The following is an 18,250-nucleotide window of genomic DNA, read 5'->3' as shown; positions in this document are numbered from 1 at the left end:
GGTCATGGCGATCGCGCCGATGATGAAGAGGCGACGGTCGGCTGGAAGCGGCTCGGGGTCGCCAGGGATCCTGTTCGGCATCTGATCCTCCACAATCTGTTCCCCGGCGCACCGCACAGGCAGTGTCGGGCAGAGACACCTCCGCCACCGGGAATTCGGCAGGAAGGCAGACGCTAGCACGCCGCCCCTTCCGCAGGGGAACTTTCTCCCGACCTGCGGATTCCGGCAGCGTCCGGTCGCAGGAATCTGACGAGTGATGTCTGCATCCGCCTCTTGCGCCCATCGCCTCGCCCGTTCCGGATGCAGGCCCAGCCCGATCCGCATCAGGGTCAGGGTCCCGGAGGCCCGCGTTCAGAGGGGGGGCAGGTGGAGCCGGTCGGTCCTGGCTCCGAAAGGGACCTGATCTAAGGGCATGGAAAACAATGGTGCCTGGGGCCGGAATCGAACCAGCGACACGCGGATTTTCAATCCGCTGCTCTACCAACTGAGCTACCCAGGCGCGACGCCTCGCGGGTCGGAGGCGGTTCTATAGAAGAGCCCCGGCGCCGTGTCCAGCGAGGCGGGTGAAGCTCAGCCGCCGGGTGCGGCGAGGCCGGGGCGCTTCCCGGCGCCGATGGCGAACAGGTAGTGGGCCATGGGCGCAAAGCCGGTATGCACGACCTCGTCATTCATCGAGAAGAGGAAGACATTGCTGAAGAATTTCAGCATGAAGGCGCGCAGCTCCTCGCCCGTCTTGCAGTTCACGTGCCCAGCCTTGGAGATCTCGGAGGCGTAGACCTGCGACTCCAGCGACGGGATGCCCACCACGAAGACCCCGTCGTCGGTGAGGCTCTCGCAGACGTTCAGGACGAAGCGCGATTCCGCCTCTGGCGCGATGTGTTCCAGCACGTCGAGGCAGAAGGCGCCGTCGAACACGCCCGCGAGAGGGCCCTCGACCATGTCATGCCGCAGGAAGGTGATCCGGTCCCGGAAGGGATGCGAGACCTGGGCTTCCCGGACGAACATCCAGTCGAAGTCGGCGGCGGTCAGGGCGCCGACTTCCTGCAGGACCAGAGGGGTGCCGAAGGCGTCGGCGCAGCCGATCTCCAGGACCGACGTCTTGCCGGTCAGCATCTTGGCCACGAACTTGTAGCGCGAGAGGGTGAAGGCCAGCCGCTTGGGGTTGGTGGCGTAGGCGTACCCCGTCATCAGGCCGAGGGCCTGGGCGCCGACCCCCTTCAGGTCTTCGTACTGCGCTTCCTCGGTCGGCAGTTCCGTCCGGAGGGAGTTGTACAGGGCGCCGTCGCCGGCGGCGGGATCGCGGACCGGCCGGATGCGTTTCAGAAGGTCAGGCCGGTCCGCATAACGGCTCAGGGCGTAGGCGTGGAAGGACAGGTTCTCTGCGCCCGAGAACTGGAAGAGGCCCTTCGCCCGGCGGTCGATCAGGCTGATCAGCACCGAAGCCGCCTCCTCCGGGGTCACAGGCGAGATGAAGTGATTGACGAAGGCCTCCACGGTTCCGCCGGCCGCCAGCTCGCGGTCCCAGCGCGCCGGCAGGCCCGTTGCGCCGTCCAGGACCTTGGTGAGCCTGAGGATCCCCACCCCGGGCAGGGATTGCAGGGCCGCCTCCAGGTCGCGCTTCTGGCGGCCGTACTCGGTCCTCGGCGCCGGAGGATCCTCGGTGGAGAAGAACTCCCGGCTTCCGTCAAAGACGGCGTTTGAGGACAGGGCCAGAACATGGACGCCCGCAGCGGTGAGCCGCTCCGCAAGCCGGACCGGGCCCGTCACATTCACCAGGCGGGAGCCTTCCGGATCGGCCGCGCAGGCGGCCTCGCCCCCCACGCCGGTGCAAAGGACGGCGGCGTCGAAGCCCCTGGACACCTCGAAATCGTCCGGATCGCGAAGGTCGAGATGGAGGCGGTTCTCGCCGGCCAGGGTCTCTCGACGCCGGGTCGTGCCCCAGACCTCGAAGCGGCCGGTCTCGCGTAGCCGTCTTTCCAGCGTCGCGCCAATGACTCCGTCTGCGCCGACGACCAGCACGCGGGGCTTTCCGGACGGGCTCATGGGGACACTCTCCTCTGACGGGACAGACCCGTGCGGTCAGAACAACTCAAAGTACGGCTTGCCGCTCGCCAGGTGGTAAGGTTTCGACGTCGACGCGTAGGCGCTGAAGGGCAGGATCCGGAAATCCACCGAGAACCGAATCCGGCTGTCGAGATTGTGCCCGGCGCCATGGATCAGCAGACCCGGGAAGAGGGCGCTACGGCCCTCCGGGACCTGCATGGGCTGGCTGTTGTCGAGGTCCACCCCGCTCTGGATGACCTTCGGGCTGTAGAGGAAGCCGATCCTGTTCCCCACGGAGCCCTTCTCGGTCACCTCGTCGGCGACGGAGACCGTCCGGATTTCCGACTCAGGGATGGACTGGGACTTCGGAATGAACCGCAGGGTGTTTCTCTCGGAAACCCCCCTGACCGGGGTCCAGATGTTCACGGACCGCTCCATGTTCGGCCCGTAGAAGGTCTCCCTGTGCCAGCCGATCGCCTCGGGGCTCCCCCCGGACTCCGGTCGCGCCGCGCGCAGATAGAGATTGGTCTGGATATAGAAACGGTCCTCGCCGATCACCTCGACGATGTCGTCCCGCACTTCCTGACAGAGACGCCGGACGAAGTCCTTCGCATTGAGCTCGGTCTGCGCCTCCAGAACAAGGGCGCGATAGGCCCCGATCTCCATGCCGATGAGTCTGGATTCATCGTCCGGGAAAACGGCGTCCACCACCCGGCGGAGGTCCCGGAGCGTCTCCGGAGTCTGGTGTCGGGCGAATCTCACGCCCGAGGCTGAAAGTACATCCGGATCCGGCATTCCTGCGTCTCGAGCCTCCGGGGCGTCCGGCCTTCCGGTAGAGAATTCCCAAAACCGGGCGGCGGCGGGCAGACTCAGCGCCAAGGCCGCCCTGAGCCGTGTTTAGGCGCCGCTTCCGACCCTGTCCAGCCGGACGGGTCAGGCGCCCCTGTCGAGGTCGGCGATGTCCGGGTCGGCGATGTCTTCGTCATCGATCTCGTCTCCGGGCAGGACATAGCTTCCGGATAGCCAGCGCTGCAGGTCCACATTGGCGCAACGGGAGGAACAGAACGGCCGGAACCGGGAATCGGCGGGCCTGCGGCAGATGGGACAGGCGGTCTTCACAGCAGGGCCTTCAGGGGACGGTGATCTCGAAGCGGTCCCGCGGCCAGTCGGACGCCACCTCCCGGTCGAAGCGGGCGCCCATACGCTCAGCGAGGCGGTCGACGAGAGGCCAGGCCAGCCGGGCCAACCCCGGACCGGCCTGAATCGTCACGACCCGGCCGGTAACCGCCTCGGCCTCGCTTTCGGCCCGGCGCACCAGTCTCTGGGCCAGGGTGCGGTCGCTGGGGTCGCCGCCGGGCTCGAGCAGGATCTCGGCGACAGCCCGGGTGCGTCGCGGGACGGTCAGCTCCAGGGTCCCGAACCGGCTGATGGGGCCGAAGGCGACCCCGGGGTTGTCCGCGGCGAAGGCGTTGCGCGCGGCGTTGAGAAGGGCGGTCCCGTCATGTCCGCGTCCGGCGAGGTCGATCACCACAAGGCCGCCCAGACCCTTCAGGCGCAGCAGGCGCGCCGTTTCGGCGATGGCCGTCAGGTTCAGCTGCCGCACAAGCGACTTCGGGTCCGGGCCCTTGCGCGGTCCCAGGTCCACGTCCACGGCCACCAGGGCGCGGGTCGGCTCGATCACCACCAGGCCGCCCCCCGGCAGCACATGGGCTTCGGTCAGGGCCGCCTCCTCCGCCGCATCGGCCATTCGGCGAGCCTCGGCTCCGGTCACGAGGTCCTGGCTGCGCGCGAGGCGGGCGAGGCGCTCGGCCATCGGGGGTCCGGGCGCCAGGAGCCGCACCGGCGCCTCCGCGGGACCCGTCGCCCGCACCCCCGCCAGCTTGCCGGGGCGCGGCGCGGACCGCACCTCCACCTCCAGCATCTGGCCTTCCACGGGGCGGCGGTCAGGCGGATAGTCCATCAGCCCTTCGAGGCCCTCGCCGAGGTCGATGAAGGCCGAGGCGAAGGCCGGCTCGACCTTGCGCACCCGGGCGGCGATCCGGGCGCCGGGCTCCAGGCGGGGGTCGTCATCCTCGCGGGAAAGGATCAGGTGTTCGGGTCGACCATCCAGGGTCACCACTCCCCGGGTCTCGCCGGGGGTGACGTCCAGGTAGGCCCGGCGCGCGCTCATGGCCGGCGCCAGCCCAGTCCCCGGAGCAGGGCCTCGGTCTCATGGAGGGGCAGACCGACCACCGCCGGCCAGGAGCCGCTGAGCGACAGGATGAAGACGCCCGCCCGGCCCTGGATGCCGTAGCCGCCCGCCTTGCCCACGCCCTCCCCGCCTTCGGCGTAGGCGCGGATCTCGGTCTCCGAAAGGCGACGCATCTTCAGCCGGGTCTCCACCAGCCGGTCGCCGCGTCGTCCCCCGGGGGCGCGGACGCTGACCCCGGTCACCACGCGGTGGGCCCGCCCGGACAGGAGCCGCAGGCACGCCTCCACCTCGGCGGCGTCCGAGGCCTTGGGCAGGATCCGACGCCCCACGGAGACCACGGTGTCGGCGGCCAGGACAAAGTCATCGGGATAGGCGGCGGCGACGGCCTCGGCCTTGGCGGCGGCGAGGCGCGCAGCCAGTCGCCGGGGCAGCTCGTCCCTGAGGGGCGTCTCGTCGATCTCGGCGGGCGCGATGATGTCGGGGGTCAGGCCGATCGAGGCCAAGAGGTCGCGCCTGCGCGGGCTCTCCGACGCCAGGACCAGCCGGGGCGTCATGGCGGGACTAGCGGACCCGGAAGGTGATGCGCCCCTTGGTGAGGTCGTAAGGAGTCATGGCCACGAGCACCTTGTCCCCGGCCGACACCCGGATGCGGTTCTTGCGCATCTTGCCGGCGGTGTGGGCGATGATCTCGTGATCGTTCTCGAGCTTCACGCGGAAGGTGGCGTTGGGCAGCACCTCGCTGACGGTGCCCGGAAACTCGAGGGGTTCTTCCTTGGCCATGCAGGCTCCAGACTTGGGGTCGACGAAAACGGCGCCGGCCCCGCGGAATCGCAGGCGACCGGGCCGGACGGCAGGGGTCTATACCTTAAGTCGACCGCCAAGGTCGACTGCCCAGGCGATGACGCCGCGCCTCAGCCCTTCCAGTGCAGGGCGGTGATCAGGGTGAACAGCCGGCGGGCGGTGTCCATGTCCGTCTCCACCTTGCCCGCCAGCCGCCGCTGCAACAGCTCGCTGGCCTCGTTGTGCAGCCCCCTCCGGCCCATGTCGAGGGCCTCGATCTGCGAGGGCGTGGCCTGGCGGATGGCCTGGTAATAGCTCTCGCAGATCATGAAATAGTCGCGGATCAGGCCCCTGAAGGGCGACAGCGACAGGATGTGCCGCCGCTGATAGTCGGGGCCGGTGACATCCAGGACCAGCCGGTTCTCGACCAGGCCCATCCGCAGGTCGTACGGCCCGCCCTCCGCCCCCTCCGGCGCGAAGTAGTTCTGTTCCAGCAGGTCGAAGATGGCGATCTTCCGCTCCTGCTCCTGGTCGCGCGAGACCGCCGCGAGGGACTCTTCGTCCAGCTCGACGCTCTGCAGGCGCTGGAGGGTGCGGTCAGGCTCGGCCATGTCCGGTTCGCAAGCTGCCGTCCGATCCTAGTGCAAGCCGCCCATGTCCGTCACCCTTCGCCCTGCAGCCGCAAGGCGGCTGAGCGCGCATGGGCCGGAAGGCCCTCGGCCTCGGCCAGGGCGACCGTGGGCGGGCCCAGGATGGCGAAGCCCCCCTCCCCGGCCCGGACCAGTGAGGTGCGCTTCAGGAAGTCGTAGAGCGAAAGGCCCGAGGAGAACCGCGCCGCCCGGCTGGTCGGCAGGACGTGGTTCGATCCGGCGACATAGTCCCCCAGGGCCTCCGGCGTGTGCCGGCCCAGGAAGATCGCCCCGGCGTGGCGGATCCGGTTCGACAGGGCCTCCGGGTCGGCGACGGCCAGCTCCACGTGCTCGGGCGCCAGGCGGTCCACCAGGGCGGGGGTCTCGTCCAGGGGCGCCAGGATCACCGCGCCGTGGTCGGCCCAGGAGCGCCCCGCCGTCTCGCCGGTGGCCAGGGTCTTCAGCTGGGCCTCCACCTCCGCGACCACCCGGTCAGCGAAGGCGGCGTCATCGGTGATCAGGATCGACTGTGACGCAGGGTCGTGCTCGGCCTGCGAGAGCAGGTCCGCGGCGATCCAGGCCGGGTCATTGTCCGCGTCGGCCACCACCACGATCTCCGAGGGGCCGGCCAGGGCGTCGATGCCCACCTGGCCATAGACCCGCCGCTTGGCCGCCGTCACCCAGGCGTTGCCGGGCCCGACGATCTTGTCCACCGGCCGGATAGGGCCGGCGCCGTAGGCCAGGGCCGCCACCGCCTGGGCGCCGCCGACCCGCCAGATCTCCGATACCCCCGCCGCCTGCGCCGCCGCCAGCACGGCGGGCTGCAGCCGCCCGGGCGGGGTCACCATGGCGATCCGGCCCACCCCCGCCGCCCGCGCCGGCACGGCGTTCATCAGCACGGTCGAGGGATAGGCCGCCCGGCCGCCGGGCACATAGATCCCCACCGAGTCCAGGGCCGTCCAGCGCCAGCCCAGCTCCACCCCGGCCTCGTCGGTAAAGCGGGCGTCGGCGGGCCTCTGCCGGAGGTGATAGGCCTCGATACGCCGGGAGGCGAAGGCGATGGCCTCCCGCACCTGCGGGGCGCAGGCTGCGGCGCCCTCGGCGATCTCACCTTCGCTGACCCTCAGGCCGTCGGCGTCCAGCTCCACCCCGTCGAACCGGGCGGTGAATTCGAGAACCGCCGCCAGGCCCCGCGCCCGCACGGCCTCCAGAACCTCCCGCACGGCGGCGTCCACCGTCTCGGGCGTGTCCCGCCGGGCGTCGGCGAAGGCGCCGAACCGGGCGGCGAAGTCGGGATCCTGAAAATCAAAGCGGCGCATGGCGTCTATCTAGACCCGGCGGGACGGCGAGGCCATGGGGCCGGCGCCACACTCGCATCGAAACCGTCGGCCGCTCAGCCCTCGTGCCGGGGCTCGGATTTCGCCGCCCAGGGATCGGAGATGTCCGCCAGCACCAGGTCGATGCATTCGACGTCCACCGCCAGGTCAGCGTCGCCCGCAAAGCGGAAGACCAGCCGGCCGCCGGGCGCCTCACCCGCCTCGAAGGCCAGGGTCAGGAGTTCCACCACCGCCTCCCGGGCCGTCCGGCGCAGCCGCCGGGCCCGCACCCCCAGAACCGAGCCCACCTGCACGGCGGCGCGCACACGCTCCGGCTCTGCGGCGCCCCAGCGGTAGCGGTTGAGGGTCAGGGTCAGGCGCCGGGCCTTGGCCTCCCAGGCGATGTCGCCGATCTTTAGCACAGCATCCTGCAGGGCGGCGGACACCACCTCCAGGTCCTCGGCGTCCTCCGCCAGAAGCTTCAGGGCTTTCGACTTCGGGGGCTCTTCCGACACGCTTGACTGACTCCACCTTCGCCCGCCGGTTCTAGCCGGGCGGGCTAAAGTCGCAAGGGGGGGAGTCGCAAGAGGGATCGGCCTCATCCGCCGCCGGCGGCGGGGCCGGCGCCTTGCGGCGGCGCAGGTTGGCCCTCAGGGCCTGGGCCCGGCGGGCGTCTCGCCGTTCCGCCTCGGAGGAGGCCGGGTTGGGGGGCGGCGTCTTCACGCCCTCCCGATGCGGTTTCCCGCTCCCGCGGTCAAGGCGCCCGACCCGCCGCCCCGCGTTTTTCCCCTTCCCGTCCGTCACGGCTTTGGCTATAGCCGCCGCCTTGTCTTTCGCCGCCGTAGCTCAGTGGTAGAGCGCATCCTTGGTAAGGCTGAGGTCGGCAGTTCAATCCTGCCCGGCGGCACCATCCTCCCTTCAGAGACACATCGTCCCCCTCCGGGGCCCTCCCCCTGCGCCACGGCCTCTCCGAATACCCCCTCCGGCCCGCTGCGCGGTCCACCTCCCCCTCGAGAGGTGGAGGAATTCGGGCCTTGCGGGCTTAGGCCGGTGCGGGGGCGATCCACCCGTCCGGCTATTTTTACCCGGGTATTATTGACTCCCCGGTCTGGCGCCTCTAGAGCCGGCCCATGACCCAGACCGCCTTCACCGCCTTCCATCACGGCCGCTGCATCGCCTCCGGAGACCTCGACGCCGTCGTTTCCGCCGCCTTGGCCGCCCTGGCCGCCGACTCCGTCGAGCCCCTGGTCTTCAGCGACCAGACCGGGGCCGTGCAGCCCCTCGTCCCGCCGCGCCCTGCGCCGGCCGCACCCGCCCGCGGTAGGCCCCGGCTGGGCGTCTCGGCGCGGGAGGTCACCCTCCTGCCCCGGCACTGGGACTGGCTCGCCGCCCAGCCGGGCGGGGCCTCCGCCACCCTGCGCCGCCTGGTCGAAGCCGCCGCACGGGCGCCGGAAGCCCCGGAGGCCGCGCGCCGCCGCGCCGCCGACGCCGCCTGCGCCGTCATCTCGGCCCTGGCGGGCGACGCCCCCGGCGCCGAAGCCGCCGTCCGCGCCCTCTACGCCGGCGACGGCGAGGTCTTTCTCCGCGAAACTCAAGCCTGGCCCGGGGACGTCCGAGACTACCTCGCCCGCCTGGCCCGCCCGGCCTTCAGCGGCGACCCCGCGCCGCCCGCCTGAGGGCCTCGGCCTCCAGGGCGTGCTCGGCCGTCAGGGTCTCCAGGGCCATCCGGCGGGCCGCGTCGCAGGCGGCGATCTGGGCGCCCCGGCGCACATAGCCCGCGTCAAGGTCGGCCCGGGTCGCGTCCGGCGGCAGGACGTAGACCTCGCACGGCGCCGTCGCCGCCGGCGGGGGCGTCAGCTGCGGCAGGGCGACAGGCAAGGCCGGGGGCCGCGTCGCACAGGCCCCGGTCAGCCCGGCGCAGCTCAAGAAGGCGGTCAGGATCCAGCGGCGCATCGGCGTCCTCCAGTCGGTTGAGGGCGCCGATCCGCGCCCGGGTCTCGGTTTCCAGTCTCAGGGCCGCCCGGGCGGCGGCCTCGGCCCGGGCCAGCTGGCCCCGCGCCCCCTCCGCCTCCAGGGCCGAGCGGGCCGCCTCGGCGCGCAGGGCCGCAGCCTCGGCGATCAGGGGCGCCGCCCCCGCCCTTCGCCCCGCCTCCCAGAGCCGCCCCGCCGCCAGGGCGAGGGCCAGCGCCGCCGCAAGGCCGAGCGCCAGCCTCCAGCCGTTCGGGCTCGCCAGGATCACGCCTCGCCCTCCCCGTCCCGGGGACCTCCCCGCGCCGCCCCGGCGATCCGCGCCCAGTCGGTCACCGTCGCCCCGGCCAGGTAGAGGGTGGCCAGCACCACATTGGCCGCGATCAGCGCCAGACCCAGGGCGGCCAGTCCCTGCGCGTCGCGCACCTTCAGGATCACCGCCGCCAGCAGGCCGGCGTTGGCCAGGCTGGCCAGGTAGGTGAAGATCCGCCGCCACAGCCAGGTGATCTCCACCGGCGGCCTCGGTCCGGCCTCCATCATCCCGCCTCCCGCGACGCCAGCCCCGCGCCAAAGGCCGCCAGGGCCGCCGCCAGCCAGGGCGCGTGCCGGCCCAGCCAGGTCCAGAAGGCCGCCGCCCCGGCCACCCGGTCGCGCTGGGCCTCCAGGGCGTCGATCCGCGACAGGGCCGACTTCAGCTCCCGGCGCACGGCCTCCACCAGCACGCCCGCCTCCTGCGCCTCCAGCCGGGCCAGCCGCTCGCGCACGTCGTCCACCTTGGCGCCCAGCCCTTCCAGCCGCCGGGTCTGGGCCGCCAGGTTGTCGCTGATCTGCCTCAGGGCGAAGAGCTGGGCCTCGCCCAGGGTTCCGGTGTCCGCCATCTCAGCGCCCTCCCCCCGGGAACAGCCGCGACAGGGGCGAACCGGTCAGGCTGTTCACCAGAGAGGCAATCTCGCCCAAGGCGCCGCCGCTCGTCGTCTCCGTCCCGGTCCTCTGGCCCTGGCTGTTCGTCTCGCTGCCCTGGAAGAGGCCGAGCGGAAGGCCGGAGAACATCTCGATCCGCCGGGCCAGGGCCTGCTCGGGCGCCGACAGCCGCGCCTGTTCCACCGCCCGCGCCTGCGCCCCGATCCGCGCCTGGGTCTCCGCATCCGCCCGGCGCGAGGCCGCCTCGTCCAGCCCCAGGCGCGAACGGGCCAGCTCGCCCTCCTGGCCCAGCTGGGCCCGGGCCAGGGCATCCTGCATCCGCCCCGCCTCTGCGGCCTGGGACAGCCGCGCCCGCTCCAGATCCCGCGCCTGGGCCAGCTGGGCCGCCGCGGTCGAGGCCTGCTGTCGCCGGTCCGCATCGCCGGAGGCCAGCCCCGACCCTTGCGTGAACATCTGGTCCAGAAGGCCCGCCAGCCGGCTGTTACGGCCCCGCGCCAGCTCGCCCTCGGTCAGGGAGCGGGTCAGGGCCGCCCCGGAGCCGCCGAAGGCCCCCTGCCCGGCCAGCTCCAGGTCCTGGGCCGCCCGCCGGCGTCCCGCTTCGGCGTCATAGTCGTCCATCGCCGCGTTCAGCACCTGATCGCGGAAGGGCGTCATATAGGCCGACAGATTGTCCAGTACGCTCGCCGCCTGCGGAACCTCGCCCCGCCCGGCCAGGGTGGCGCCGCTCGGCTCGGGCGGGGTCCGTCCCCAGTTCGTCCAGTCCGTCCCGCCGCCGCCCCAGCCGGCGCCCACCCCCAGGCCCGCCGCCCCTTCGGAGGCCCGGCGCTCCAGGTCCGAGACCGGCGCCACCGAGGCCGCCGGGTCCCGCCGGCCCAGGTCGGTCAGGGCCTCGTTCAGCCCGCGCGCCTGGGCGTCCACCCAGTCCGGCCGGATCGGCGTCGTCACCGTCCGGCTCGTCTCCGTGGAACTCGTCTTGGTCTTCTTCTTTCCCATCACAGTCTCCGTTCAATCTCGTGTCCCGCCCTCTGGTAGCCAAAGGGCGCCAGCACCCGGGCCCAGCCCTTGCGTCCATCCAGGGTGATCCGCGCGCAGCCCGCCCCCCGGGCCCAGGCCTCCAGGCCCGGCCTCAGGGCCAGCACGGCCTCCAGCCGCCCGGCCGCCAGCCAGACGTGCAGGCAGGGCCCCTCCGGCTCCTGCGCCAGCTCGGTGGCCAGCACCGCCCCCTCGCCGATCCACAGCCGCGCCCGGCCCGTCCTCAGCGCCCCGGCCAGGTCCGCCGGCCCGGCGTCCGCCGCCAGGGCCTTCAGCGCCAGGGCCAGGGCCTCGCGATCCGCGTCCTCCGCCCTCACCGTCCGCCCGCCGGCGCCAGGTCAAAGACCAGCCGCCCGATCCGCCCCGCCGTGGGCGAGGCGTTCCCGCTCAGCCGCACCCGGAACAGTCGTCCCGACAGCCTCAGGTCCGCCCGCGCCTGTCCGGGCGCCAGGGCCGCCGGCGGCGCCCGCCGCACCTGGCCCTGGGGCGTGCGCCGGGCCGAGACCTCCAGCACCACCGGCCCCTGCTGGCCCGCCAGATCCGGCCAGACCCCGCGCACCAGGGCAGTGCGGTCCTCGTCCAGCACCTGGTCGGCGCTCTCCAGGAACCAGGCGAAGGGCGCCCCGTCGGCGCTCGCCCCCCGCTCGCACCAGAACATCGAGCCGTCCGGCGCCGTCGCCACCGGATGCTCGGCGGGCCCGGCGTCGATCATGGCCGTGCGCGGCGCCGCCCCCCGGCTCCAGGCCCCGTCCGCCAGGGACAGCACCAGGCACCGGCTGTTCTCGACCCCGTCGCGCATGTCGGGATAGTCGAACCGCACCTCGGAAAAGGCCGATAGGGTGGAGGCGAACACCTTGTCCCCCTGTCCCGCCGCCAGGTTCTGCGACAGGTCCGCCCGCAGGGGACAGCTCAGCGGCTCCGGCGCCCCGCCCAGGGCATAGCGCCAGACCTGCAGGTCCGGCCCCATCCAGAAGGCCGCCTGCCCGCTCACCGTCGCCGCGTTGGGGCCGATCAGGCCGCAGGCCTGTCCCACCCGGTCGAACCGCCAGGGCTGACCGGGACTGCCGGTGAACACCCCCAGGAACAGGGCGTGGCTTGTCCAGACCAGCAGGTGCGGCCCCAGGGTCCGCCCGCCCACGATCCGCCCGCCGCCGGGCAGCACGTATTCCCGCGCCGTCGTGTCCGGCGCCGTGGTCCACTGGTCCAGCCGCCGCACGCTCCCATGGCGGATGCACAGGGGGTTGAACCGGCCCGAGGCCTCCTCGTTGCAGCCCAGGGCGAACACCTGGTCGGTGGCCGAGACCAGCAGGGCGCTGATCCGCGCCGGCGCCCCGGCGACCGGCCGGGCCGCCCCGCCCTCTCCGGGCGACCACTGGTAAAGGGTCCCGTCCCTCGGCGCGGCCAGCAGGCTCTCGCCCCAGGCCGCCAGCGACCAGGTGCGCGGCGCCAGCGCCCCGTCGGAAGGCTCCGACCAGGCCCCCGCCCCCCAGGCGCCCGTGCCGTATCCCCGCCCGCCGGAGCCATCCGCCGCCCCGGGCGCCAGTCCCGCCGGCGTCGCATCGACCAGCTCTCCCCCGCTCCAGACCTCCAGCCGCGAGGGCCCGCCAAAGGCCAGAATCAGCCCGCCGGACAGGTCGCTCCAGCCCAGCAGCCCCCGGCACGGCCCGGCCAGCCGCCCCGGATGAAGCCGCTCCCAGCCCCCGATCACCTGCGGCCGGCCGCGCCAGAACCGCACGTTCGAAGCGTCCGCCCACCGGCCCGCCGCCGCAAACGAAGTGTCATCCGCCGCCAGCCCTGGCGGCGGGTCGAGTGTGAAACGCATGGCGAAGGCTCCCGCGAATGGGGGTGTCGCCGCCCGTGGGCGGCCAGGAATTCAGGGGTTCAGGCCCGGCCCGCCGGGCCGCAGGGCCTCAGTCCCGCCCGAGAGCGGACTCCTTGGGAACGAAGACGAAGTCGCTGTAGGCCTCGTTGCGGCTGTCTTCCCGAAGAATGTCGTAGCCGTACGCCTCGAACAGCCCCAGCACCTTTCGGGTGTTGAAGTTCAGCACCTCGATGGACACCACCGGCCGCAGCCGGGCCAGCACGTCCCGGGCGCCTTCCAGCACTCCGGGTTCGCCCCCGTCCACGTCGATCTTCAACAGGGCGCACTGCTCCAGACCCAGGCTGTCCAGGGTCAGGCAGGGCGTCGGGGTGGCGCCCTCCTCCTGCCCCTCGGTCACGAAGGAATAGTCGTCCCGGACGAACCGGAAGGGAATGGTCCCGACAAATGACGAAACCGCCTTGCCCAGGTGCGAGGGGTCCACCCGGTCGCCCAGGTCGTTCATCGCAAGGGTCGCCCTCAGGTTTTCGACCATCCTCGGATTGCACTCGAAGGGAACCACCCGGCACCCCGCCTCGCCCGCGAAGTAGACCGTGTGATTGCCGATGTTGGCGCCCACGTCCACGACCGTCTGCCCCGGCCGCACCAGGCCTTTGAGGGCCTCAAGCGCCCCCTGTTCGTAGAAGACCCCCGCCACCTGGGGCAGGGCCACCGAGAAGTTGGTGGCGACGAAGGGAAAACGCCAGATCCTCTCCCCCGTCCCCCGGACCTCCACCGTCTGCCGGTCCTCCAGCAGACCCCGGGCCAGGGCGAGGGTGGACGCGGCGATCCCGCCAAGGCTCGTCAGGTACCGCTGCACCCTCTCCCGGTCCGCCAGGGCGATCGCCGCCTGCAGGGCGGTCTTTCCCTGACTGCGGACCCCGGCGTGCACCGGCGCCTTGGCGTCAAAGTGCGCCACCACCGCAGCCATGTCGCCCGAAGCAAACAGCTGGCTGGTCCTCTGGGTCTCCATGTCCTGGCCCATCGCCGTCAGACGGTCGATCAGGGCCAGGGCCCGGGCGTGCTCGAAGCGCGCCTGCGCCATCAGCAGCTCAATCCTCAGATCATCCGCCGCCGCCGTCGGGAATCCCGGGGCTCGTCCCAGGGCCTCGGCCGCCTCATCAACCCGGTTGATCCGGATCAGGGCGATGGCCCCGTTGATATGGTGACTGCGGTTCAGATGCCGCTCCCCCCGCACCTCGCGATAGAGCTGCGCCGCCGACTGATGAAATCCCTGGCCGATCAGAGCCCGCATCAGGGTCTGCAGCGCCGAGCTGGACAGGCGGTTCTGCTCAAACGCCCGGTGGGCGAAAAACAGCTCGTTCGGCCCCTGCCCCATCCGGCGATAGACGATCGCCAGGTCATTGGAGGAGTCGGAAGAGCCCTGGTCGGAAAGGGGCCGCAGCTGGGAGATCGCGTCCGGGTAACGCCCCTCCTCAATGGCCTTGAGGATGTTCATTTTGTGTCCGTAGATAAAGTCGCAGCTTTCGGCAACAATCAGCTCCTACCACTCAGACCGCTAGGGGTTCGGTCAGATGTCCCCTGAAGGCGGCATTACAGCGGTCTGGGTTCGTTTTTTGCCTTGGCGCCGTTGCTCGAACGGTGGAAATGAGAGCGGCTGGCCTTCGCAAATGTCTCGACGAATTGGACCTACAATCAATGCCTGAACCGACGAATCTGAAAACTGGTGAGTACGAATTCACTCGAGATTGGTTCAGCCAAAACGTCCCGGTTTGGCGTCAGATCATCAGCAAGGACAAACCGACTAAGATTCTGGAAATTGGCTCGTTCGAGGGACGCTCCACTTGCTGGATCATCGAAATGTGTACCGAGTGTGCGCAGGCCGATATTGAGGTCTATTGCGTCGACACTTGGGAAGGTGGCATCGAGCACCAAAAGGGTGGGCAGATCGAGACGCAGATGTCGGAAGTCGAGCGTCGGTTCGATCACAACATTTCGATCGCTCGCTCCAAGACAACTCAAGTCGCCTCTGTGCGCAAGATCAAGAAGTACTCCAATCATGGTCTACCAGAACTTTTAGCTGAGGGTAAGCATGGTTATTTTGATTTAATCTATATTGATGGCTCCCATCAAGCTCCCGACGTACTTACAGACGCCGTCATGTCATTTCAGCTCCTTAGAGTCGGTGGAGTAATGATCTTCGACGACTACCTCTGGTCTATGGACAAGCCGGGGTTCCAGGATGTTCTTAAGATGCCGAAGCCAGCGATCGATGCTTTCTTGAATATTTTTCAAAGGAAAATGTCGATCTTTTTTGGTGCTCCGATAGGACAACTCTACACTCGGAAGATCGGGAACTAAGGAATATCAAGCCAACCATCAGACCGGAATACCAGTATCCTGTATCCCGGTCCCTCAATAATCTCAGCCCCGGTCGAGACAACTCCCAGGGAACCGACCCTGATGACGACCAGGCCACTACCGCCATTACCACCCGAAGATGCATAACCTCCGCCGCCGCCGCCGCCACCTCGCCCGCTTAATGCGTCGCGACCGTTGCCGGTGATGGCACCATCACCCGCACCATCTCCGCCTCGTCCAGCACCGGTGCCGCCCGCTGAGGGATTGTTTCCTCCGCCCCCGCCTGAGCCATAAATGATCGGTTCGCCGGTGAGTGAGATCTGGCGTCCGGAACCACCGTTCCCGCTAACAGTCCCCTGTCCGTCTTGTCCGGGTTGGGTCGCGCCACCACCTCCGCCAGAGCCTCCCCCAGTTGCAGCAAGTCTGGCATCTCCACCCTTGCTTCCTTGCGTTGCAGCTCCACCTGCTTGTACCTCATTCCGACTCCATGTGTTGGCGTAGCCACCACCGCCAGAGGCCACTTCCCCGCCGGGTGGCGCTTGAGAGCTTCCACCTCCACCTCCCCCGATTGCGACGATAGAATCTCCGATGGAAGAGGCGCCGCCTGCCTCTCCTCGAACGTATTGCGCGGCGGTGCCCCCGCGACCGCCGACGCCCACAACAATGCGATACTTGCCGGCGGCAAGACCTTGGTCTTGTGCAAAGACCACTCCGCCACCGCCACCACCTCCAGATGGACCGTACCAATCTCCCCCACCCCCACCCCCGCCCCCCACGACGAGGTAGTCCACGCGCACGCCGCCGCGGCGCCTGCGTCCCGGGTCGGCCAGGCCGCGCAGGCCGGCGGGGGCGATGAGGCCGGGCGAGCGGATCAGGCCGGGCGCGCTGCGCATCAGTAATCCGCCCCTTCGACGCAGAAGACCACGCCCGTCTGGGCCTGGCCGATGGCGCCGTAGAGCTTCTCCCCCGCCCCCAGCAGCAGGGGGGCGCTGTCGGAATAGCCGAAGTCCACCGCCGCCTGGGCCGTGGAGGGCGAGACGGTCACGGCGGGCATCAGCCGGCTGGCGAAGAAGCGCTTCACCGTCCCTGTCCCGTCGTGGTCGCGGAACAGCTGGCATTCGGTGGCCGTCAGGCTGGCCCGGGTCACGGCGCTCACCCGGCTCACCCGCGCCCCGTTGGGGCCGGCGGCGAAGATCAGCACCGCCCCCGCCGGGGCGTCGCCATAGGCGGTGTTGGCCAGGCTCGCCACGCCGGAAGCCGAGCGCGGGACCTGGGGGGTGATGATGGAGTTGGGCGTCACGGGCATGAAGGGTCTCCGGAATGGGAAGGGATCAGAGGGCGGCGGCCAGCGCCACGGACAGGCCCAGGGCCGCCGCCGCCGCCGCGCGGTCGAAGTCGGAAATCGCCGAGACGCTCAGGGGCGCCCAGCGGGGGGTCTGGCCGTCGCTCACCAGGGGCAGGCCCGCCGCCCCCTCCTGGCCGGGCAGGTTTCCCGTCTGGCCGGCCCAGGCCTGGGCGTCGACATAGGCCTTGAGGGACCGGCCGGCGATCTGGGCGCCCAGAACGTTCACCCCGTCGCAGATCACCGGGCCGGCGTCCCCCGGGCCCAGCACCGCCGCCTGCCCCGCCCCGGTGGTCAGGGTCAGGGTCCCGGCGGTGGCGTTGACCACGTCATAGCGCTTGCTCACCGAGGGCAGGGTCACCGTGCAGCCCCCCGTCCCGGTGAACTTCAGCATGGCGGCGCGGGCCTGGTCGGGGGCGAAGTTGGCGCTGGTCAGCACCGCAGGGCCGGTCAGGTTCACGGTGGTCCATCCGGCGATGGCGAAGTCGATCAGGGCGATCACCGTGTTCAGCTTGGGCGCGCCCCAGGTGTTCAGGTTCTCGCCGGCGGCCTGCATCTCCAGGCGCAGGCTCGGCGTGGCGGCGGAAGGCATTCAGATCTCCTCTCCGGTGTCGTGGCGGATCCAGCGGACCCCGTCGGAATGGGCCAGGACCCCCAGATCCCGGACCAGGATCATCCGCCAGGGCCAGGCCGCGGCAGGGGGCAGGTCGGCGCGCCGGCAGGTCGCTACGGGCATGGGGGCGGCGGGCGCCTCCAGGGCCCGCAGGGCGTCCAGCATGGCGGTCAGCAGGGGGCGCAGGGCGGGCGGGGCGCCCGGTCCCGGATCGGCGGGGATCATGTCCGCCACGCCGCCGGAAGGGCCGCCGGCTCGAGGCGCAGGGCCGCGGGGCCGGCGATCCGGGCCTCGCGCATCCGCGCCTCGGTCAGGGCCGCGTCGAAGCGGGCGGCGAAGACCGCCAGCATCTCGGAATCCCTCAGGAAGGGCGCAGCCTCGGCCAGGGCGCCGAACAGGTAGAGGTCCGGGTGCTCGGCCAGCACGGCGTTGACGGGGGCGGCTTCCGACAGCCGGGGCCGGGCCCTGTAGGTCAGCGCCAGCTCCGTGGCGGCCGCCGGGGGCGGGGTCAGCGCCAGCCGCCCCGGCTCGACGCGAAAGCCCTGCGCCGTCCCGTCCGTCGTCCGGACCAGGGACAGAACCTCGCGCAGGTCGGCGGGGGCGGCCAGTTCGGCCTGACCCGGCCCGGCCTCGACCTCCAGTCGGACCGTCAGGCCCGAAAAGCCCATCAGCCGGTTCAGCCGCGCCTCGGCCAGGGTGATGAAGTCCCCCGTCCGCCCGGCCAGGTCCTCGCGGTCCAGCCAGTCGGCCACGGCGGCCTTCAGCTCGTCATAGGTCGCCAGCCCCATGCGGGGTCTCCTCTGTCAGGTCTGGAAGGAAGGACGCCTCGCCGCCCCCGGAACGCATCCGGGGGCGGGAGGACCGTCAGCCTCAGTTGCAGGCCAGGCGGCAGGCCAGCTGCGGGCGCAGGGTGCGGTAGCCGTAGAGCACGTCCAGTCGGCAGGGGAACCTGTCGCTGTTGATGTCGTACTGGCGCACGATCCGCATCGAGATCCCGTCGAACACCTGCCGCGCCGAGAAGTCGACGCCCCGGGGCATGACCAGGTCCGCCGTCGCGAAGGCGAAGGCGCTCTTGTGATAGAGCATCGACAGGCCGTGCGCCGTGTTGGCGTTACCCGCCACCTGGATCGCCGCCGCCGCATTGGTGGTCGCCAGGGTCACGGTCTGCATCGGCCCGGCGGTGATGATGGCCGGCGAGATCTGCACCACGCCCGCCCCGCCCGGATGGGCCTGGG

The 18,250-nt window shown here is 71.0% G+C and carries 25 protein-coding genes and 2 tRNA genes; 3 read left to right on the top strand and 24 right to left on the bottom strand.

Annotated features, from left to right (window positions below; all coding sequences use genetic code 11):
• Positions 1–423: 423 nt before the first annotated feature.
• The 10 genes from IM632_RS01255 to IM632_RS01210 all read right to left on the bottom strand — a co-directional run bounded on the left by IM632_RS01255 (position 424) and on the right by IM632_RS01210 (position 7,474).
• A tRNA-Phe gene (locus IM632_RS01255) sits at positions 424–499 on the bottom strand.
• 71 nt (positions 500–570) lie between these two features.
• Positions 571–2,043 (bottom strand): class I SAM-dependent methyltransferase, encoded by a 1,473-nt coding sequence (locus IM632_RS01250; RefSeq protein WP_296518880.1) that lies wholly within the window; start codon positions 2,041–2,043, stop codon positions 571–573.
• A gap of 36 nt (positions 2,044–2,079) precedes the next feature.
• Complete coding sequence (locus IM632_RS01245) at positions 2,080–2,838, bottom strand: phytanoyl-CoA dioxygenase family protein (protein ID WP_296483563.1); 759 nt, start codon at positions 2,836–2,838, stop codon at positions 2,080–2,082.
• A 138-nt stretch (positions 2,839–2,976) separates the two neighbouring features.
• On the bottom strand, positions 2,977–3,162 hold the full coding sequence (yacG, locus tag IM632_RS01240; RefSeq protein ID WP_296483560.1) for a DNA gyrase inhibitor YacG: 186 nt from the start codon (positions 3,160–3,162) through the stop codon (positions 2,977–2,979).
• A 10-nt stretch (positions 3,163–3,172) separates the two neighbouring features.
• Complete coding sequence (locus IM632_RS01235; RefSeq protein WP_296483556.1) at positions 3,173–4,213, bottom strand: ribonuclease E/G; 1,041 nt, start codon at positions 4,211–4,213, stop codon at positions 3,173–3,175.
• Positions 4,210–4,788 (bottom strand): Maf family nucleotide pyrophosphatase, encoded by a 579-nt coding sequence (locus IM632_RS01230; RefSeq protein WP_296551935.1) that lies wholly within the window; start codon positions 4,786–4,788, stop codon positions 4,210–4,212. The genes IM632_RS01235 and IM632_RS01230 overlap by 4 nt, the downstream gene beginning before the upstream one ends.
• Positions 4,789–4,795: 7 nt before the next feature.
• The gene (infA, locus tag IM632_RS01225; protein WP_110449661.1) at positions 4,796–5,014 is read right to left on the bottom strand and encodes a translation initiation factor IF-1; all 219 of its coding nucleotides are present in this window, start codon (positions 5,012–5,014) and stop codon (positions 4,796–4,798) included.
• A 131-nt stretch (positions 5,015–5,145) separates the two neighbouring features.
• Entirely contained in the window at positions 5,146–5,625 is a 480-nt protein-coding gene (locus IM632_RS01220; RefSeq protein ID WP_296483550.1) for a UPF0262 family protein, read from the bottom strand.
• 50 nt (positions 5,626–5,675) lie between these two features.
• A complete protein-coding gene (hisD, locus tag IM632_RS01215) occupies positions 5,676–6,962 on the bottom strand; it encodes a histidinol dehydrogenase (RefSeq protein WP_296523413.1) in 1,287 nt (428 codons plus the stop codon).
• A gap of 74 nt (positions 6,963–7,036) precedes the next feature.
• On the bottom strand, positions 7,037–7,474 hold the full coding sequence (locus IM632_RS01210; protein WP_296551933.1) for a DUF2948 family protein: 438 nt from the start codon (positions 7,472–7,474) through the stop codon (positions 7,037–7,039).
• A gap of 320 nt (positions 7,475–7,794) precedes the next feature.
• Between IM632_RS01210 and IM632_RS01205 the strand changes: the two genes are divergently transcribed.
• Both IM632_RS01205 and IM632_RS01200 read left to right on the top strand, forming a co-directional pair.
• Positions 7,795–7,869, top strand: a tRNA-Thr gene (locus IM632_RS01205).
• Positions 7,870–8,089: 220 nt separating this feature from the next.
• Positions 8,090–8,635, top strand: a complete 546-nt coding sequence (locus tag IM632_RS01200; RefSeq protein ID WP_296482237.1) for a DUF2239 family protein — start codon at positions 8,090–8,092, stop codon at positions 8,633–8,635.
• On the opposite strand, the gene IM632_RS01195 is transcribed toward IM632_RS01200, so the two are convergent.
• From IM632_RS01195 to IM632_RS01160, 8 genes are all read right to left on the bottom strand, one after another.
• Positions 8,607–8,729: a hypothetical protein gene (locus IM632_RS01195; RefSeq protein WP_296482240.1), complete on the bottom strand. Its 123-nt coding sequence runs from the start codon at positions 8,727–8,729 to the stop codon at positions 8,607–8,609. The two genes, IM632_RS01200 and IM632_RS01195, sit on opposite strands and share 29 nt — an antisense overlap.
• Before the next feature lie 10 nt (positions 8,730–8,739).
• The gene (locus tag IM632_RS01190; RefSeq protein WP_296482242.1) at positions 8,740–9,198 is read right to left on the bottom strand and encodes a hypothetical protein; all 459 of its coding nucleotides are present in this window, start codon (positions 9,196–9,198) and stop codon (positions 8,740–8,742) included.
• Positions 9,195–9,467: a hypothetical protein gene (locus tag IM632_RS01185; protein ID WP_296482245.1), complete on the bottom strand. Its 273-nt coding sequence runs from the start codon at positions 9,465–9,467 to the stop codon at positions 9,195–9,197. The genes IM632_RS01190 and IM632_RS01185 overlap by 4 nt, the downstream gene beginning before the upstream one ends.
• Positions 9,464–9,805 carry a hypothetical protein gene (locus IM632_RS01180; RefSeq protein ID WP_293523564.1) on the bottom strand — a complete coding sequence of 114 codons (342 nt, stop codon included), beginning with the start codon at positions 9,803–9,805 and terminating at the stop codon, positions 9,464–9,466. Before IM632_RS01180 ends, IM632_RS01185 begins: the two co-directional genes overlap by 4 nt.
• Before the next feature lies 1 nt (position 9,806).
• Complete coding sequence (locus IM632_RS01175; RefSeq protein ID WP_296482251.1) at positions 9,807–10,841, bottom strand: hypothetical protein; 1,035 nt, start codon at positions 10,839–10,841, stop codon at positions 9,807–9,809.
• On the bottom strand, positions 10,841–11,197 hold the full coding sequence (locus tag IM632_RS01170; RefSeq protein WP_293513129.1) for a hypothetical protein: 357 nt from the start codon (positions 11,195–11,197) through the stop codon (positions 10,841–10,843). The genes IM632_RS01175 and IM632_RS01170 overlap by 1 nt, the downstream gene beginning before the upstream one ends.
• Positions 11,194–12,702 carry a hypothetical protein gene (locus tag IM632_RS01165; protein WP_293516972.1) on the bottom strand — a complete coding sequence of 503 codons (1,509 nt, stop codon included), beginning with the start codon at positions 12,700–12,702 and terminating at the stop codon, positions 11,194–11,196. The genes IM632_RS01170 and IM632_RS01165 overlap by 4 nt, the downstream gene beginning before the upstream one ends.
• 88 nt (positions 12,703–12,790) lie before the next feature.
• The gene (locus IM632_RS01160; RefSeq protein ID WP_296482257.1) at positions 12,791–14,197 is read right to left on the bottom strand and encodes an FkbM family methyltransferase; all 1,407 of its coding nucleotides are present in this window, start codon (positions 14,195–14,197) and stop codon (positions 12,791–12,793) included.
• A 200-nt stretch (positions 14,198–14,397) separates the two neighbouring features.
• Between IM632_RS01160 and IM632_RS01155 the strand changes: the two genes are divergently transcribed.
• Positions 14,398–15,060 carry a class I SAM-dependent methyltransferase gene (locus tag IM632_RS01155; RefSeq protein ID WP_296482260.1) on the top strand — a complete coding sequence of 221 codons (663 nt, stop codon included), beginning with the start codon at positions 14,398–14,400 and terminating at the stop codon, positions 15,058–15,060.
• On the opposite strand, the gene IM632_RS14460 is transcribed toward IM632_RS01155, so the two are convergent.
• From IM632_RS14460 to IM632_RS01125, 6 genes are all read right to left on the bottom strand, one after another.
• On the bottom strand, positions 15,057–15,953 hold the full coding sequence (locus IM632_RS14460; protein ID WP_363278689.1) for a glycine-rich domain-containing protein: 897 nt from the start codon (positions 15,951–15,953) through the stop codon (positions 15,057–15,059). The two genes, IM632_RS01155 and IM632_RS14460, sit on opposite strands and share 4 nt — an antisense overlap.
• On the bottom strand, positions 15,953–16,366 hold the full coding sequence (locus tag IM632_RS01145; RefSeq protein ID WP_293516966.1) for a hypothetical protein: 414 nt from the start codon (positions 16,364–16,366) through the stop codon (positions 15,953–15,955). Before IM632_RS01145 ends, IM632_RS14460 begins: the two co-directional genes overlap by 1 nt.
• Before the next feature lie 25 nt (positions 16,367–16,391).
• On the bottom strand, positions 16,392–16,994 hold the full coding sequence (locus tag IM632_RS01140) for a hypothetical protein (RefSeq protein ID WP_296498320.1): 603 nt from the start codon (positions 16,992–16,994) through the stop codon (positions 16,392–16,394).
• Positions 16,995–17,240, bottom strand: coding sequence for a hypothetical protein (locus tag IM632_RS01135; RefSeq protein WP_293513361.1), 246 nt, complete (start codon positions 17,238–17,240; stop codon positions 16,995–16,997).
• On the bottom strand, positions 17,237–17,803 hold the full coding sequence (locus tag IM632_RS01130) for a hypothetical protein (protein ID WP_296551931.1): 567 nt from the start codon (positions 17,801–17,803) through the stop codon (positions 17,237–17,239). Before IM632_RS01130 ends, IM632_RS01135 begins: the two co-directional genes overlap by 4 nt.
• 82 nt (positions 17,804–17,885) lie before the next feature.
• A partial coding sequence (locus tag IM632_RS01125) for a P22 phage major capsid protein family protein (protein WP_296551929.1) occupies positions 17,886–18,250 on the bottom strand: 365 nt, incomplete at its 5' end.

Source organism: Phenylobacterium sp. (genome assembly GCF_020402505.1).
Classification (GTDB): Bacteria; Pseudomonadota; Alphaproteobacteria; order Caulobacterales; family Caulobacteraceae; genus Phenylobacterium.
The sequence above is the reverse complement of the archived record's forward strand: the minus strand, read 5'-3'. Positions and strand labels throughout refer to the sequence as shown.

Bases quoted from the DNA above. Each gene is read 5' to 3' on its own strand.
- IM632_RS01250 (WP_296518880.1), bottom strand. From the start codon at position 2,043: ATGAGCCCGTCCGGAAAGCCCCGCGTGCTGGTCGTCGGCGCAGACGGA.
- IM632_RS01245 (WP_296483563.1), bottom strand. From the start codon at position 2,838: ATGCCGGATCCGGATGTACTTTCAGCCTCGGGCGTGAGATTCGCCCGA.
- IM632_RS01235 (WP_296483556.1), bottom strand. From the start codon at position 4,213: ATGAGCGCGCGCCGGGCCTACCTGGACGTCACCCCCGGCGAGACCCGG.
- IM632_RS01230 (WP_296551935.1), bottom strand. From the start codon at position 4,788: ATGACGCCCCGGCTGGTCCTGGCGTCGGAGAGCCCGCGCAGGCGCGAC.
- infA (WP_110449661.1), bottom strand. From the start codon at position 5,014: ATGGCCAAGGAAGAACCCCTCGAGTTTCCGGGCACCGTCAGCGAGGTG.
- IM632_RS01220 (WP_296483550.1), bottom strand. From the start codon at position 5,625: ATGGCCGAGCCTGACCGCACCCTCCAGCGCCTGCAGAGCGTCGAGCTG.
- hisD (WP_296523413.1), bottom strand. From the start codon at position 6,962: ATGCGCCGCTTTGATTTTCAGGATCCCGACTTCGCCGCCCGGTTCGGC.
- IM632_RS01200 (WP_296482237.1), top strand. From the start codon at position 8,090: ATGACCCAGACCGCCTTCACCGCCTTCCATCACGGCCGCTGCATCGCC.
- IM632_RS01185 (WP_296482245.1), bottom strand. From the start codon at position 9,467: ATGATGGAGGCCGGACCGAGGCCGCCGGTGGAGATCACCTGGCTGTGG.
- IM632_RS01180 (WP_293523564.1), bottom strand. From the start codon at position 9,805: ATGGCGGACACCGGAACCCTGGGCGAGGCCCAGCTCTTCGCCCTGAGG.
- IM632_RS01175 (WP_296482251.1), bottom strand. From the start codon at position 10,841: ATGGGAAAGAAGAAGACCAAGACGAGTTCCACGGAGACGAGCCGGACG.
- IM632_RS01165 (WP_293516972.1), bottom strand. From the start codon at position 12,702: ATGCGTTTCACACTCGACCCGCCGCCAGGGCTGGCGGCGGATGACACT.
- IM632_RS01160 (WP_296482257.1), bottom strand. From the start codon at position 14,197: ATGAACATCCTCAAGGCCATTGAGGAGGGGCGTTACCCGGACGCGATC.
- IM632_RS01155 (WP_296482260.1), top strand. From the start codon at position 14,398: ATGCCTGAACCGACGAATCTGAAAACTGGTGAGTACGAATTCACTCGA.
- IM632_RS14460 (WP_363278689.1), bottom strand. From the start codon at position 15,953: ATGCGCAGCGCGCCCGGCCTGATCCGCTCGCCCGGCCTCATCGCCCCC.
- IM632_RS01145 (WP_293516966.1), bottom strand. From the start codon at position 16,366: ATGCCCGTGACGCCCAACTCCATCATCACCCCCCAGGTCCCGCGCTCG.
- IM632_RS01140 (WP_296498320.1), bottom strand. From the start codon at position 16,994: ATGCCTTCCGCCGCCACGCCGAGCCTGCGCCTGGAGATGCAGGCCGCC.
- IM632_RS01135 (WP_293513361.1), bottom strand. From the start codon at position 17,240: ATGATCCCCGCCGATCCGGGACCGGGCGCCCCGCCCGCCCTGCGCCCC.
- IM632_RS01130 (WP_296551931.1), bottom strand. From the start codon at position 17,803: ATGGGGCTGGCGACCTATGACGAGCTGAAGGCCGCCGTGGCCGACTGG.